Below are 16,589 nucleotides of genomic sequence, written 5' to 3'. Positions count from 1 at the left end.
TTACAAGTTCTCATTTATGTTCTTTTCCTGCTGAGATAATTTTTCAATTTCTAATTTTAATTTATCTACAACATTATTTTCATAAAATATTGTAGCTTGTCTAATTGCATTTTTAAAAGCTTTAGAATCTGAACTACCATGAGCTTTTATGCAAATCCCATTTACTCCGAGAAATGCAGCTCCGCCATATTCTTTATAGTCGAAATCCTTTTTAAAGCTTTTAAAAATTGGTTTTAATAGCATTCCTCCAAATTTAGTTCTGAAGGATCCCATTATTCTTGTTTTTAATAAATCAAATACACTAGCAACAACACCTTCATATAGCTTTAAAATTACATTTCCTGTAAACCCATCACAAACTATAACATTGACGTCTCCAGTTGGAATTTCTCTAGCTTCCACATTGCCTACAAAATTTAAATCTGCTTCTTTTAATAGTTTATGAGCTGATTTTGAAAGTTCATTACCCTTTTCTTCTTCAGTTCCTATATTCACAAGACCTACTGATGGATTAGCTATTTTTAAAATGTTTTCAAAATATGTTTTCCCCATAAGTCCAAATTGCACTAAATAATGAGGTTTACATTCTGCATTTGCTCCACAGTCAATTATCATAAAGGGGCCTTTTTTACCTGGCACTATTGGTGCTAGAGCCGGTCTATCTATACCTTTTATTCTTCCTACTATAAGTGTACATCCAGCTAAAAAAGCACCTGTACTTCCAGCTGAAATAATAGCATCTGCCTCTCCATTTTTCACAAGATTCAATGCTTTTACGAGGCTTGAATTCTTTTTGCGTTTAACCGCCATTACAGGATGTTCATTTGTACTAATAACTTCTATAGCATCAACAATTTTTATTTTGTTACAATCATAAGTATACTTCTTTAGTTCTTCGCGAATTAATTGTTCAGGACCAGTTATTACTATATCTATATCATATTCTTTTATAGCTGCGATGCAACCTTCAACCACAGCATTTGGAGAAAAATCTCCACCCATTCCATCTACAACAACTACCATTTTAAACCCTCACTTTAAATGTGCATTATAACAAACAAATAAATACAAATAAATATTTATTTATATTTATTTGTTTGTTTATATTATATACCATAGTGCGCAAATAATTCTAGTATTAATAATACCAGAATACAAATATAATTGTATTTAAAAAATAAAAAGAAAGTCTTTCGACTTTCCTTTTTATTTTTGCTCCATTGAAACAACTTCTCTATTTTTGTAATATCCACAGTTTTTACATACTCTGTGCGAAAGTTTCATATCGTGGCACTGAGGACACTCAACTATTCCTGGTAAACCAAGTTTAAATGTTTGCGCTCTTCGAGAATCTCTTCTACCTTTAGAAAATTTTCTAGCAGGATTTCCCATTGTAACACCTCCTTAATCAGTTAAAAACAGTTCTTTTAGTTTTGCCAACCTTGGATCAACATCGTCAATTGCACATTTACATGCACTATGATTTAGATTGATTCCACAATGATGGCATAACCCTTTGCAATCTTTATTACAAAGTTTTTTTATAGGCAGCATAGAAATGATATTATTTTCCATAATTTCATTTAAATCTAATCTATCATTTTCAATAAAAATAATATCCTCATCTTCACTCTTTAGAGTTTTTGACAATCTTTCATTTAATTCAATATGTATTGAATAAGAAAAAGTCTCAAGACACCTAGAACAAGCAAGTAATAGTTCTGTCTCCATACTTCCAGTTAAATCTATTTCATCATCGATAGATTTTAAAATTAAATGCGTTTTAACTGGTTTAGAAAATTGTACAAATTCATTATCATAGAAAAACTTATCTTTTTCCAAATCTAAATGAAGTTCTTTTCTTTTGTTTTTATTACTAAATAATTCTGAAACGTCTATTACCATATTATCCACTCTGAAAAACTAAATACTATTTAGTTCTAGTTCTTCTCATATAAAGAAAATCTTTATACCTTGTATAAAAAAATATACAGCTCGAGCAAAGCTTCCGCGTCCCTCCTAACTAAATAGTTTTTTACTTACATCAAACACAGTTAATTATATAAACAATACAGTAAAAAGTCAAGAATTATTTATTATAGACATTAGCAATAATTTTATTTTATTAAAGCCTTCGTGTCTCTTGCTATTACTAATTCTTCATTTGTTGGTATAACAAGTATTTTAGTTTTAGAATCTTCTGTACTTATTTCTGCCTCTTTTCCGCGAATCTTATTCTTTGCCTTATCTAAGACTGCTCCCAAGAACTCTAGTCCCTTGCATATATCTTCTCTTGTTTCTGGAGAGTTTTCACCAAGTCCGGCAGTGAATATAATTGCATCTACTCCGCCCATTACTGCAGCATAAGATCCTATAAATTTCTTAACTTTATAGACAAATATATCAAGCGCTAACTGTGCTCTATGATTTCCATCTTTCCATGCAGCATCTTCTATATCTCTAAAGTCACTGCTTACCCCTGATATTCCTAAAACGCCTGATTTTTTATTCATTAAATCATTAGCTTCATCAATTGTTAATTTTAATTCTTGCATTATATATATTATTATAGCTGGGTCTATATTTCCGCATCTAGTTCCCATAGCTATTCCTTCAAGTGGAGTAAATCCCATACTTGTTTCTACTGATTTACCATTTTGCACTGCAGAAATACTTGCTCCATTTCCTAAGTGACAAGTAATTAATTTTAGATCTTTTATGTCTTTACCCATCATTTTTGCAGCTTTATCTGAAACATATTTGTGAGATGTTCCGTGGAATCCATATTTTCTAATACCATGTTTAGTATAAAGGTCATACGGAAGTGGGTATATGTATGCAACTTCTGGCATTGTCTGATGAAACGCGGTATCAAATGTAGCTACCATAGGCGTACTAGACATTAATGCTTTACAAGCATTAATCCCGATTATATTAGCTGGATTATGAAGTGGTGCAAGTTTTGCACATTCTTCTAAGTTCTTCATCACTTCATCATTAATTATAACTGATTCTGCATATTTTTCTCCACCATGAACAATTCTATGTCCCACTGCATCTATTTCTGATAAATCTTTAATAACACCATGATCACAATCTACAAGTGCGCCAATTACTAATCTAATAGCATCTGTATGATCTTTCATAGTCTCTTCAATAATATATTTTTCCCCATTAACCTTTTGCGTTAATTTTGAACCTTCCATTCCTATTCTTTCTATTAATCCGAGTGCTAAACATTCTTCATTTTCCATGTTTATTAATTGATACTTAAGTGATGAACTTCCACAGTTTATGACTAATACTTTCATTAAATTTTCCTCCTAATAATATATATTTAAATTATATGTTTTATATAAGTTTATTTTGAATTTGAGCTTGAACCGCAGTAACTGCAACAACATTAACTATGTCATCCACACTGCATCCTCTTGATAAATCATTTATAGGCTTTGCAAATCCTTGACAAACCGGTCCGATAGCTTTTGCTTTAGCAAATCTTTGCACTAATTTATATCCAATATTTCCAGATTGTATGTCTGGAAATATTAAAACGTTTGCGTTTCCAGCTACAGTACTATTTGGTGCTTTTTGTTTTGCTACACTAGCAACAATCGCTGCATCTAACTGAAGTTCTCCGTCAATTTGTAAATCAGGTCTAGCCTTCTTTGCAATTTCAGTAGCATTTACTACTTTATCAACTAATTCATGCTTTGCACTTCCTCTAGTTGAAAAAGACAACATTGCAACCTTAGGTTCAAAATCGCATAACAATCTTGCATTATCTGCAGTGCTAATAGCTATAGCTGCTAGGTCCTCCGCATTAGGGTTTATATTAACAGCGGAATCTGCAAATAAAAGCAGTCCATCTTCTCCATATTCATCGTGAGGCAATTCCATTATAAAGAAACTTGAAATAATCTTAATTCCTGGTGCAGTTTTAATAATTTGCATTCCAGGCCTAAGTAAATCTCCTGTATAATGTACAGCTCCGGAAACCATTCCATCAGCTTCTCCCATCTTAAGCATCATAGTTCCAAAATACACACAATCTTGCATTGTTTCAGACGCTTTTTCTAGAGTCATTCCTTTATTTTTTCTTATCTCATAAAATTCCTTTGCATAAAAATCAGTTCTTTCAGAAGTTTTTGGGTCTACAATTTCTATACCTTCAATGCTAACTGATAACTTAGCTGCTTTTGCTTGTATTACACTTTTATCTCCTATTAATATTACCTCGGCTAGTGAATTATTTTTGATGATTTCACTAGCTTTTATAGTCCTCTCTTCTTCTCCCTCTGGAAGTACTATTCTTTTTTTATCTGCCTGTGCCAATTTACACATTCTAGCTATAAATGCCATTCTTATTGCCCCTCTCGTTTATTATCAACTTAATATACAATAATAATATACACCCTTTGCCCTATACATTTCAACATAAAACTACAAAATCATTTACATATATTATATTTTAAATATTCTTAATTTTCATCCTTTTTGTCTTTTTTGAAATATATGTACTTTAATTAATTCATTTTATATTATATAATATATATAAGTTTTAACGACATTTCAGAATATAATTATTGCATTATTTTTAGTGGTTTCTCTTTAGACATAAATTATTAGCTTATATTTATATGAGCTTTCATGAGGTGATTTAATGAATATTTCAGGTATAATTGTTGAATATAATCCATTACATAACGGTCACGTATATCATATTAATAAAACAAAGGAGCTCACAAACTGTGATGCCTTAATTTGTGTTATGAGTGGGAATTTTACTCAACGTGGTATTCCATCAAGTATAGACAAATGGACAAAAACTAAAATGGCATTAAATAACGGAGTAGATTTAGTAATAGAGCTACCAACTATCTACAGCGTATCATCAGCAGATTTTTTTTCCTTTGGCGCTGTAAGTCTTCTAAACAGCTTAGGAGTAGTGGATAATATTTGCTTTGGTAGTGAACATGGAAATATTAATGATTTATATAATATTTCCAATATATTACTTCAAGAACCTATTGAATTTAAATCACTGTTAAAAACTTATTTATCAAAAGGTATCACTTACCCTTTAGCAAGATCTAATGCACTTTATGATTATTTAATGAATTCAAAATTGGACATATCAGACTTATTATTAGATAACTGTTTAAATTCACCTAATAATATACTAGGTATAGAGTATTGTAAAAGCTTAATCAAGTTAAAAAGTTCTATTACACCTTACACATTAAAAAGAGAAGGTGCATCTTATAACAGTGATCTTTTACATAATGAATTTTCAAGCGCGACAGCTATAAGAAAATTTTTAAAAGAAAATGGTTCTTTAATAAAACTTGCAGGTCATATCCCAAGTTCAGTATTAACTGAACTTCAAAACTTATACTCGAAAAATTATGAATTTACATTTGAAGATTCCATGTTCCCGTATATTAAACATAAATCTGCTACATCAAAAAATTCTTTAGTAAATTTACCAGACGTATCTGAGGGTCTTGATAATAGGATTATTAGCTCCTTACAAAATAGTTTAAGTTACTCTAGTGCACTGGCCAATATAAAAAGCAAACGCTACACTTACACTCGCATTAGTAGAATATTATGTCAATATTTTATAGGATTTGATATCTTTGATACTAAAAAATTAAGATCAATGCCTTGTCCTTATGCTCGAATTTTAGGTTTTAACTCAAATGGAAAGTCAATTCTAAAATCTATAAAATCAAACAGTAGCATTCCGCTTTATACTAAAATTCCTAAAAAGTGCAATGACACCATGCAACTAGATACTCAGTCTACAAGGGCTTATAGCATTATAAATAGTAGTATAAGTCATAATAGCGATTATTTGATATCGCCTATAATTATAAAGTAAAAATAAATGCTGCTATCATAAATAGATAGTAGCATTTATTATATTTAAAATTAGTGTTTCCAACACATAAATTTATGAAAATTTAAATATATTTAATACAGTAATACTTAAAAAGGGGTCTAACATTGAAATTACTATTAATTATATTATTAATTTTCATAATATTATTATTATTTGAACTATTTAAAGCTTTGAAGATAAATCTATCAATAACATTAATTTGTTCTCTTTTTATTCTACAAATAATAATAGCTCCTAATATTTGTATCCAGTACACTATCTCTGGTGCAAAATTGTTTTTCAATTCAATTTTCCCTTCTCTTTTTCCATTTTTAGTTGTAATAAATATTATAATAAGCTACGACGGCATTCATATTTATTCTAAATTGTTAGGCAATCTAATTTGTAAACCCTTAAAGCTACCAAAAGAATGTAACTTTGCTCTTTTAGTTAGTTTACTATGTGGTTATCCCCTTGGTGCGAGATACACTTGCGATTTGTACGAAAAAAATATAATTGATTTAAATACCTGTGAACGATTGCTAAATATAGCTTCTAATGCAAGCCCACTTTTTATTATAGGCGCAGTGGGCGCTTCTATGATGTCAAATGCTAAAATTGGTTATATGTTAATACTCTCTAATATTCTCTCTTGCATGTTTATGGGATTTATTATTCCCTCAAAAGATTCTTATTTTAAAATTAAAAATAGAGGTGACAATTTTTCAAGAAACCATCCACCCACCACAAATATTGGCATGATATTGAAAAACAGTATTGAAGATGCCATGAAGAATGCCTTAAATATCGGTGGTTTTATTGTAATATTCTCCGTAATAACAGGATTAATTAAAGACAATGTAATATTTCACATTGCCCTTAATAAGTTTTCTTTAATTATTGGCTGTTCTGGGAATTTTATAGAAGGGTTATTATTAGGAATGTTAGAGATGACTAACGGATGCTATTTAATATCCTCTAGTAATTCAAATCTGTATGTAAAACTTCCAGTTTTGAGTTTTTTAATTGCTTTTAGTGGTTTGTCTATAATTTCTCAAGTTTATAGCTATACCTATAAATATGATGTCTCAATAAAAAAATACATTGCTCGAAAGTTTATTCAAGGCATAATTTCCTCAATTTTAACGCTGATTCTATATTGTATTTTTCTACATACTACATCGGTTTTTACTTTTAATAATGTAAGTATATATAAAGTTAGTAATTTATATTTTTTAATATTAATCATTTTATTTATCCCGATATTACTTATAAATATAGTTAAACTATTTCATACTTCTTAGCTCTTTTACATTATCTCTTATTGAAGTTGTGGTATCCGTAACTTCTCCTTGTAGAGATATTAAAAAATCTTGAACATCGCCCTTAATCTTATGAAGCATTTTCTGACCTTTTAATTCAATCTCTTTATCTAATTGGGATAATATTTCATCCGCATAATCTTTAGCCCCAAGCCTCATAATTTTAGCATCTCTCTGAGCTGATGCTATAATTTCTTCAGCTCGAGTTTGTGCTTCTTTAACTAAGTCTTGCTTTTCAACTCTTCTTCTTATTTTATCAATGGTCTCTTCTTCAAAAATTTCAGCTTGTTTTTTTGAATCAACAAGAATTCTTTCTTTTTCATCACAAATCCACTGAGCCTTTTTAAACTCATCTGGCAAATGACTCATAATTTGATCAATTATATCTAATATTTCTCTTTTATTTACAACCACCTTACCTGTAACAGGTATTTTAGAAGAACTTTCAACAATTTCTTGAAGGTATTCTAAAAGTTTTATAACATCCATATTTCCCCCCTATTTAGAATTAATTTTCCTAATAATATCTGGAATAATTTCCTCAGGTACTAATTCTTCAATACATCCTCCAAGCATTGCAACCTGTTTAACTGAAGAGGAACTTATATAGCTATATTCTGTCTTTGTCATCATGAACACAGTTTCCTTACTTGGATCCAATTTGTTATTCATTGATGCCATTTGAAACTCATATTCAAAATCTAAAACACTTCTGAGTCCCTTCACAATGACACTAGCACCCTCTTGATTCATTAGTTGAACAAGTAAACCACTAAACTTCTTCACGCGTACATTGGGTAAATTTTTAACTACATTTTTTATTTGTTCTATTCTCTCATCTACAGAGAAGAGACATTTTTTCTCAGGGTTAACAAGCACTCCTACGATTAATTCATCATAAACTCTAGACGCCCTCTTAATAATATCCAAATGTCCGTTAGTTATTGGATCAAAACTTCCAGGGCAAATTGCTTTTTTCATCTTATTCCTCCACGTTTTCCTCTGAGGTAGGTAACAATTATAAATTGTTACCCTCATGTATTTTCTTAAGGAACTAATAATTCTTAACTATTAGTTCCTTATATTTGTAAAGTAATACAGTAGTATTACCATATTTTCTTAAATCGGAAAGCTGAATAATAGAATTTCCTTCATATATTTCTTCTGAAGAATCTATTTTACAAACAATCAACCCATCTTCCCTTAAAAGGCTATTTGATGCAATAATCTCAATAGCAGGTGGAATCATGTCTTTAGCATATGGTGGATCTATAAAAATCAAATCAAACAGAATCTTTTCATCTGCAAATTGTTGCATGTATTTATATGTGTCACCTTTTAAGCACTTGCATTTATCGTTAAACTTTAAATTATCTACATTCTTTTGTAACATATCAAATGTAGTATCACCCATATCAATTAGATAACATTTCTCAGCTCCCCTACTTGCGGCCTCTAGACCTAAGCTACCAGTACCTGAAAACATATCCACGACTACAGCATTTCGTGTTCTATCCTGGATTATATTAAATATAGCTTCTTTTATTCTATCTAATGTGGGCCTCGTTCCCATCCCTACAGGGGACAACAATTTTCTTCCTCTTGCACTTCCTGAAATAATTCTCATATGTTTATTCCTCCATTTAAGCCAGTTTCGATAATATTTTAACATATATATATAATTTATACAAAGAAATTTTTTCTTTAGTTAAAACAAATGTAGTTAGAACTTTGCTCGATTTTTTCTATTATTGCATCCTTTATTTTAACGTCTTCAACATTCCTACTTTGCATTAACTTTTTTGCTTCACTATTTGCAAGTTTTAAAATATCTATATCTTCAATTAAATCTGATAAAATCAACCCTGATTCACCATGCTGCTTGATGCCAAATAATTCTCCTGCGCCTCTATTTTTTAAATCTTCTTCAGCAATAAAAAAACCGTCATTACTTTTTATAAGTATTTCTAATCTTCTTTTCACTATATTATTTGTAATATTCGCCAGTAGTATACAATATGACTTATGCTTTCCTCTTCCTACTCGTCCCCTAAGTTGATGGAGTTGTGCAAGTCCAAATCTTTCTGAGTTTTCAATTATCATAACTGTAGCGTTTGGTACATTTACTCCAACCTCAATTACTGTAGTTGCAATCAGCGCTTTAATTTCTCCAAGTTTAAATTTATCCATGATTTCATTTTTTTGTTTACTTGGCATTTTACCATATATCATCCCTATTTCTATAGAGTCAAAATATTCTTCTTTTAATTTTTCGTAAAGCTTCTCGACTGAACTTAACTTCATCTCCTCATTTTCTTCCACTAATGGACAAACTATGTAAACTTGCCTCCCCATATTAATCTCGTTTAAAGCAAATTCATACACCTTTTTACTATAGGACATACTTTCATAGCTTGTATCAATTTTCTGCCTGCCTGGAGGCAATTCATCTATAATAGATACGTCTAAATCACCATATAAATATAAAGAGAGTGTCCGGGGAATAGGGGTAGCTGTCATTACAAGAATATCAATGTTTTTACCTTTATTAGAAAATCTATTTCTTTGTGATACTCCAAAACGATGCTGCTCATCAGTAACAATCATTCCTAAGTTTTTAAACTCTACATCATCTTCAATAAGTGCATGAGTTCCAACAATAATATCAATGGTTCCATCTTTTAACTCCTGTTTAATTAATTGTTTATTTTTTGCTGTAACACTTCCGCTTAGTAGTTGTATTTTTAGTGAAAAATTTTTTAATACATTTTGAATTTCTTCATAATGTTGCTTTGCTAAGATTTCAGTTGGTGCCATCATAGATGCCTGATACCCATTTTTCACAACATTAAACATAGTAATTATAGCCACTATAGTTTTACCACTTCCAACATCTCCCTGCACCATTCGATTCATTCCTATATCCTTCTTTTGATCTATTAGAATTTCTCTTACAACTTTACTTTGTGCCTTAGTAAGCTGAAATGGAAGTTGCTCCTTTAAGATTATAAGCTCTGGTGCTATTTTAAATTGAATACCATTATTATGATATTTTATAAACTCTTTTAGCATTAATATTTTTAATGAATAAGTGAATAATTCTTGAAATTTAAGCCTTCTCTTTGATTTATTAAGGAGTTCTAAGCTTTTAGGGCTATGTATATTTCGAGCAGCATTATCTAAAGAACAAAAATCATATTTTTCCACAAGCCATTTAGGCAAATTCTCCGTTATTTCAACATCACATAATACGTCAGATATAATTTTATTAAAAAAATTATTTGTAACATTATTTTTAAGTGGATACTTGGCAATAATGTTATTTGTAGCCATAGACGTATTTTTTACTATCTTAGGATTCATAATTGTGATTTCTTCCCTGAATTTATTAACTTTGCCTGTGATAATATATTTATTTGAAATTTTAAAACTATTTTTTGCATAGGTTTGATTAAACCATTTACCTTTGAATCTATTATCCCCTTGGCAAAAAACTATGGTAGAAAGAGTTTTATTATTTTTTAACCTAACATCTTTTAATATATTTAGCACAGTACACTCTACAATGAGTTTTTCACTTTCCGCGCATTTCAGAATGCTTTTATTCGCAGATACATTCTCATAATCTCGTGGAAAATATAATATCAGATCTAATACGTTAAAAATTCCACACTTATTCAAATTTTCTGCCATTTTAGGTCCAACACCCTTTATATATTTTATATCGCTATGAATATCCACCTATACCACTCCAAAAATAAGATTTTAACGAGATTTTAGAAGGAAAGACTCCCACTTCTATAAGTGGGAGTCGCATACCCTAACAGATAGCAAACTTCAGTGGTGGGAATAACAATTGAGAATTGTTATCTACTCCAGAGGTTTACAAAGGGGTAACTCTCCTTTCGAAGTCGTCAATGCATCTTCTGCGAAGATGTTGCAGCTCCGCAGGAGATGATTTAATATTAGTTTTGTTCGTTACTAATCTTTAAGGTACATTAAATACCTAAGAAAAAAAGCCCTAAGGCTTTTATTCAACTGACGCAATAAAATAATAAAGTGGTTGTTTTCCATTATAATGTTGAATATCTAAATTCGGATATTTGTGTTCTAGGGCAGAAATAAATTCTTCCACTTCGCTTATTATACAATCTTCACCATAGAAAATTGTAATAAGCTCACTATCCTCTGTAACCATACTGTCTATAGTATCTTCGCAAACTTTATAAATATCTGTTCCAACTTCTTTAATTTTTTGCTCAATTAAACCTAGAATGTTTCCTTCTTTTATTAGATTACCATCAGATTCAGTGTCTTTAACTGCATATGTTACAGAAGCTGTTGCAACATTTTTTATTGCTTCTTTTAATATATTTTCATTTTCTTCTACACTAACTTCTGGATTAAACATTGTTACAGCAGTTATTCCTTGTGGGATAGTTTTCGACGGAATAACAATTACATTTTTATCTGACAGTTCGACCGCTTGCAGCGCTGCCATAAGTATATTCTTATTATTAGGTAATACAAATACATTTTCCGCATTAACTTTATTAATACTCTCTAATATATCTTGTGTACTTGGATTCATGGTTTGGCCGCCTTCTATTACAACGTCCACACCTAAATCCTCAAAAATATTCTTAATTCCTTCTCCAAGCGCAACAGATATAAATCCATATTTTTTATTCTCAATAATGTTTTCTTTCACTGGTCCTTCAACTTTCTCATCCGCAATGCCTAATAAATTTCTATGTTGTTCTCTCATATTTTCAATTTTCACCTTAGACAGTTCCCCTAGTGTTACTGCTTTTGAAAGCACTACCCCTGGATCATTTGTGTGTATATGGATTTTAACAAATTCATCTTGCGAAACCACAACCATTGAGTCTCCAAACTTTTCTAAATATCTCTTTAATTCATTAGCATCAACATTTTCAGCGATAACTAACAATTCAGTACAGTATCCAAACTTTATGTCTACAGGCATATCTAAAGCTGCAGGTGTTTTTGTTTGTGATTTTGTACTTTTCTTTTCCGATTTGCTAATTAGAGATTCCATATTATTACTTAGAGCTTCATGCATTCCTTTAAACAATATTAAAAGTCCCATTCCACCTGCATCAACTACTTTTGCTTGTTTTAATGCTGGAAGCATATCTGGAGTTTTATCTAGCATAATTTCACTACACTTGCAAACTTCTTGCATGAGCGCAACTACTTCAGTTGCTCCGCTATTAACTGCACTTTCACCCGCAGCTTTAATAATAGTTAAAATCGTACCTTCAGTGGGTCTCATAACCGCCTTATACGCAAAATGGGCACCTTCTAAAATGCTTTTAGCCAATTCTTCAGAAGTAGCTTCATCTACGCCTTCTAGCCCTTTTGCAATGCCTCTAAATATTTGTGATAATATAACACCTGAATTACCCCTTGCGCCCATCAGCGCGCCCCTAGCTAGTTTTTGAGATATCTCAGCAATAGACTTAGTTGACATACTTTCAATTTCTTGCACTGCGGCTTTAAAAGTCATTGACATATTAGTACCTGTATCTCCATCCGGAACAGGAAATACATTTAACGAATTTACATATTCTTTTTCTTCTTCTAACCTATTAGATGCGTTTATTACCATATTACGAAAATTTTGTCCGTTAATTTTTAAGTATTCCATTGCTACCTCCCTAGACCCTTACACCTTGGACGTTTACGGTTATTGCTGCAACTTTCAGTCCTGTATAATTTTCAACATTATATCTTGTTTTTTGAATTATATTATTTGCTATTACAGATATTTTCGTGCCATATTCAACTATTATAAATAATTCAATAAATAGTTGGTTTTCCTTAGAATTAATTTTAACTCCTTTATTTAAAGCGTCGCTCTTAATCAATTGCCAAAATCCATCCTTGGCATCTTTGAGTGCCATCCCAACAACTCCATAACACTCTGTTGTAGAAATACCAACTATGTTTGCTAACGCTTCCTCTGAATAATATATATTACCATTCTCTCTTGCAATGTTACCTTTCATTTTAATTCCTCCTTATACCGCTATATAGATTATTTTATAGTATAATACTAATTTATTCAACAAAATTAATTTTATAATTGCTTTAGTTACGAATAATTTCTTATTTAACTTGCAAGAGTAGTAATATTCATGTTACAATTATGCGTGTTTCAATTGAGAAGATTTTTTTCTTCGTAGTCAAGGAGGTGTTTTCATTGTCAAGAAAATGCGAAATATGCAATAAAGGTGTAATTTCAGGTAGCCAATATAGTCACTCACACCGTGAATCAAAAAGAAAATGGGCTCCAAATATTCAAAAAGTTAAAGCTATAGTTAGCGGAACGCCTAAATCTATACATGTATGTACTAGATGTCTTCGTTCAGGTAAAGTCCAACGTGCTATATAATTAAAAAATAAAAATGCAGCTTTTAAAGCTGCATTTTTTATTTAAATCCAGCTTTAAAAGCTACATCGCTTATTTAAATCCAGCTTTAAAAGCTGTTTTTTTTAAACCCACCTCTAAAAACTGATTTTTTTTGTAATAACTGAGTTTTTCTATGTTATTTTTTTAAAAAAAATCTAATTATTCGAGATATAAATCTCGGTAACTTAATAGCCATAATTTTCATCTCTCTTACCTCCCAAACATGAAATCCGTAAAATTTCTTCTAACTTTCACTATCTATCTGAACCTCACTAACAATGATGGTTATGATCCATTATAGTAAAGCCATAATAAACAATTCCTCCTCCTACAACAATTATCCACCACCAAAATGGGACTATTACTACTGTTATGATTCCTATGCCTAAACATGCAATGATTACTCCAAGCTGCTTTTCTAAACACTTATAAAACCTTTTCGTAAGTTAATCCCCTCTCAAAGTATTCCAATATTATTATATGAATTACTTTCAATAATATTGCCAAAAATAAAAAATAAAAAAGTATATATTACTATTAATGCATTCACTTCGCTAATAACTACTAATTTTATTTTTAATTAATCTGTTAAAAACATAAACTCGATTTCTACTCAACCATATGTTTTCCTTAACGCATCTTAATTAAAAATAAAATAAGAAGTTCTAAAGCTCGCTTCAATGCATTATACGTAATATATACTTTTTTTGCGCATAAAAATATTTATTAATTGAAGTATTAATCTGATGATAATATTATCATCAGCGTTCCAGATTTAAATTTAAGCTGAACCTGAGGTCCTGCAAACTCATTTGAAATAGTTATACTCTGTCCAATTTTCAAATTGTAATTATTTAAAGGATATTTTGCGCCTTTAATAGTTAATCCTATTATTTCATCGCCATAAGATTGTACCGAGAATATATCGCCTACGGTGCCACTTAATGAAGTCCCGGCATCAATCAACCTAATATTATTGTTTTCATCCTTAATGCATGCACTAACGCCATTTTCTAAGCAACTTTTTAGCATTCCAATATTTCCAAGCAGATGATCAACTCTACTTCCAGTGCACCCCAATAATACTATTTCATTTGGTTTCATTTTCAAAGCCTTTTTAACTGCAATTTCAGTATCAGTAAAATCTTTTTCTGTAGGATAAATATCTATTATAGAATTATTTTTTTTAAAATAATCCAAGGCCTCTTTATCAATAGAATCAAAATCTCCTACAAGTAAGTGAGGATTTATATTATAGTCATATAGGCAATTGGCACCACTATCTGCTCCAATTAAAAATGCATCCTCAGTAATTTCATTCATGAGTAATTGTTGTGATGGTGGATTTCCTCCTGAGATTATTATGACTTTCATGTTAAATACCTAATCTTAATGCTTTTATGTTTTTCTCAATTTCATCATTCTTAAATACTGCCGACCCAGCCACAATAACATTAGCACCACTATTAACAACTTCTTGAATATTACCTACATCAATGCCACCATCTACTTGAATCATAATGTCTTTATTATAAATATCTGCAAGATCTCTAACTTCTTTAATTTTATCCGAGCAGTATTCAATATACTTTTGCCCACCAAATCCAGGGTTTACTGACATAATAAGTACCATATCAAGATTACTCATTAAATGTTTTATGCATTCTACAGGTGTAGCAGGATTTAATGCAACACCCGCTTTAATCCCAAAACTTTTTATGTAATTAATAGTTCTATCAATATGCCTATCGGTTTCATAATGGACAGTTATAATGTCAGCTCCCGAATTTACAAAGTCTTCTACATATCTAGACGGTTCTTCTATCATAAGGTGCACATCAAATGGTAATTTTGTTAGTTTTCTAATGCTCTTAATAACTGGAATACCGAAAGAAATATTAGGTACAAACATACCATCCATTACATCAATATGAATCATATCAGCACCGCACGCTTCTAGCTGCTTAATATGTTCCCCTAGCCTTGAAAAATCCGCTGACAGTATAGATGGTGATATTTTTATCATTTTTTATTCCCCCTAGCAATAATTTCTTCTAATGTCTTTATATAAAATTTATATCTATCCCTGTAAATTTCATTATCTTCTACAGCTTGCTTAACTCTACAGTTAGGTTCTTTATAATGCATGCAATTAGAAAACCTACATTCACATCTATGTTTTTCAAATTCCGGGAAACAATCTTGTAATTGTTCTTTCTCAATGAAATCTAAACTTAAGGCTGAAAATCCTGGAGTATCTAACAAAAATCCTTCTTCATATTCAATAAGTTCACTGTGCCTTGTAGTATGCTTACCCTTTTGCGATTTTTTACTTATATCTCCAGTTTTCATAGCTTCTCTTCCAAGTATACTATTAAGTATAGTTGACTTTCCAACTCCAGACGGTCCACAAAAAACGGTAATGTTATCTTTTATTCTAGTCTTAAGTTCAGAAAGTCCATCACCCTCTTTTGCTTTTAAAAATACTATGTCACATCCTACGCTTTTTAATTCTTTTATAAGGCCCTCATCAACTTGCTCAACTAAATCCAACTTATTTAAACAAAGAACTATCTTTAACTTGTAATGTTCACAAAGCACTAGAAATTTATTGAGCAAATCCATATTTAAGTCAGGTTGTTTAAAGGCAAAAACTACAAAAGCTTGAGTAACATTAGCAACCACTGGACGTATCATCTCAGTCTCTCTTGGAAAAATCTTTTCAATTACACCTTTGCTCTCATCTGTCTCAAGCATTATTTCCACTTTATCACCAATAACAGGGGAAAGCCCAGTATACCTGAACTTCCCTCTTGCCTTACATTCTATGACTTTGTCTTGAACTTTTACAAAATATAGCCCGCCTACACCTTTTATGATTACTCCTTGCATATATCCCTCACCATTTACCTTCTATTTAATATTTTTGAATATATTTCAT

17 protein-coding genes are annotated in these 16,589 nt (G+C 30.7%); 3 read left to right on the top strand and 14 right to left on the bottom strand.

The window, feature by feature from the left end; genetic code table 11:
- The 5 genes from plsX to pta form a co-directional block, all read right to left on the bottom strand.
- Entirely contained in the window at positions 1-1,023 is a 1,023-nt protein-coding gene (gene plsX, locus ACWJKE_RS01925) for a phosphate acyltransferase PlsX (protein WP_220285907.1), read from the bottom strand.
- 183 nt (positions 1,024-1,206) lie between these two features.
- The gene (gene rpmF / locus ACWJKE_RS01920; protein WP_165414022.1) at positions 1,207-1,392 is read right to left on the bottom strand and encodes a 50S ribosomal protein L32; all 186 of its coding nucleotides are present in this window, start codon (positions 1,390-1,392) and stop codon (positions 1,207-1,209) included.
- A gap of 12 nt (positions 1,393-1,404) precedes the next feature.
- Positions 1,405-1,905: a YceD family protein gene (locus ACWJKE_RS01915; protein WP_165414023.1), complete on the bottom strand. Its 501-nt coding sequence runs from the start codon at positions 1,903-1,905 to the stop codon at positions 1,405-1,407.
- Between the two features lie 212 nt (positions 1,906-2,117).
- Complete coding sequence (locus ACWJKE_RS01910; RefSeq protein WP_165414024.1) at positions 2,118-3,311, bottom strand: acetate/propionate family kinase; 1,194 nt, start codon at positions 3,309-3,311, stop codon at positions 2,118-2,120.
- Positions 3,312-3,351: 40 nt separating this feature from the next.
- The gene (gene pta, locus ACWJKE_RS01905) at positions 3,352-4,362 is read right to left on the bottom strand and encodes a phosphate acetyltransferase (protein ID WP_165414025.1); all 1,011 of its coding nucleotides are present in this window, start codon (positions 4,360-4,362) and stop codon (positions 3,352-3,354) included.
- A gap of 301 nt (positions 4,363-4,663) precedes the next feature.
- Here pta and ACWJKE_RS01900 point away from each other — a divergent pair, with 301 nt between their 5' ends.
- Positions 4,664-5,887, top strand: a complete 1,224-nt coding sequence (locus ACWJKE_RS01900; protein ID WP_165413704.1) for a nucleotidyltransferase — start codon at positions 4,664-4,666, stop codon at positions 5,885-5,887.
- A gap of 125 nt (positions 5,888-6,012) precedes the next feature.
- Positions 6,013-7,191 (top strand): sporulation integral membrane protein YlbJ, encoded by a 1,179-nt coding sequence (gene ylbJ / locus ACWJKE_RS01895; RefSeq protein WP_216302535.1) that lies wholly within the window; start codon positions 6,013-6,015, stop codon positions 7,189-7,191.
- Here ylbJ and ACWJKE_RS01890 read toward each other — a convergent pair.
- The 6 genes from ACWJKE_RS01890 to ACWJKE_RS01865 form a co-directional block, all read right to left on the bottom strand.
- Entirely contained in the window at positions 7,174-7,698 is a 525-nt protein-coding gene (locus ACWJKE_RS01890; RefSeq protein WP_165413702.1) for an ATPase, read from the bottom strand. The genes ylbJ and ACWJKE_RS01890 overlap by 18 nt on opposite strands.
- A 9-nt stretch (positions 7,699-7,707) precedes the next feature.
- A complete protein-coding gene (coaD, locus tag ACWJKE_RS01885; protein ID WP_165413701.1) occupies positions 7,708-8,190 on the bottom strand; it encodes a pantetheine-phosphate adenylyltransferase in 483 nt (160 codons plus the stop codon).
- Between the two features lie 73 nt (positions 8,191-8,263).
- Positions 8,264-8,836 carry a 16S rRNA (guanine(966)-N(2))-methyltransferase RsmD gene (rsmD, locus tag ACWJKE_RS01880; RefSeq protein ID WP_462959119.1) on the bottom strand — a complete coding sequence of 191 codons (573 nt, stop codon included), beginning with the start codon at positions 8,834-8,836 and terminating at the stop codon, positions 8,264-8,266.
- Positions 8,837-8,913: 77 nt separating this feature from the next.
- The gene (gene recG, locus ACWJKE_RS01875) at positions 8,914-10,950 is read right to left on the bottom strand and encodes an ATP-dependent DNA helicase RecG (protein WP_216302533.1); all 2,037 of its coding nucleotides are present in this window, start codon (positions 10,948-10,950) and stop codon (positions 8,914-8,916) included.
- A gap of 289 nt (positions 10,951-11,239) precedes the next feature.
- On the bottom strand, positions 11,240-12,883 hold the full coding sequence (locus ACWJKE_RS01870; RefSeq protein ID WP_220285908.1) for a DAK2 domain-containing protein: 1,644 nt from the start codon (positions 12,881-12,883) through the stop codon (positions 11,240-11,242).
- A 10-nt stretch (positions 12,884-12,893) separates the two neighbouring features.
- The gene (locus tag ACWJKE_RS01865) at positions 12,894-13,244 is read right to left on the bottom strand and encodes an Asp23/Gls24 family envelope stress response protein (protein WP_165413697.1); all 351 of its coding nucleotides are present in this window, start codon (positions 13,242-13,244) and stop codon (positions 12,894-12,896) included.
- A gap of 194 nt (positions 13,245-13,438) precedes the next feature.
- On the opposite strand from ACWJKE_RS01865, the gene rpmB reads away from it, so the two are divergent.
- Entirely contained in the window at positions 13,439-13,630 is a 192-nt protein-coding gene (gene rpmB, locus ACWJKE_RS01860; RefSeq protein WP_165413696.1) for a 50S ribosomal protein L28, read from the top strand.
- Positions 13,631-14,386: 756 nt separating this feature from the next.
- On the opposite strand, the gene ACWJKE_RS01855 is transcribed toward rpmB, so the two are convergent.
- The 3 genes from ACWJKE_RS01855 to rsgA are packed head-to-tail and all read right to left on the bottom strand — an operon-like array spanning position 14,387 to position 16,540.
- Positions 14,387-15,022, bottom strand: a complete 636-nt coding sequence (locus tag ACWJKE_RS01855; RefSeq protein ID WP_165413695.1) for a thiamine diphosphokinase — start codon at positions 15,020-15,022, stop codon at positions 14,387-14,389.
- Position 15,023: 1 nt separating this feature from the next.
- Positions 15,024-15,674, bottom strand: a complete 651-nt coding sequence (gene rpe / locus ACWJKE_RS01850; RefSeq protein ID WP_220285909.1) for a ribulose-phosphate 3-epimerase — start codon at positions 15,672-15,674, stop codon at positions 15,024-15,026.
- A complete protein-coding gene (gene rsgA, locus ACWJKE_RS01845) occupies positions 15,671-16,540 on the bottom strand; it encodes a ribosome small subunit-dependent GTPase A (protein ID WP_165413693.1) in 870 nt (289 codons plus the stop codon). Before rsgA ends, rpe begins: the two co-directional genes overlap by 4 nt.
- Positions 16,541-16,589 lie beyond the last annotated feature (49 nt).

This window comes from Clostridium sp. CM036, assembly GCF_055081135.1.
Note: the sequence above shows the minus strand (reverse complement) of the source record. Positions and strands in the feature narration are given on the sequence as shown.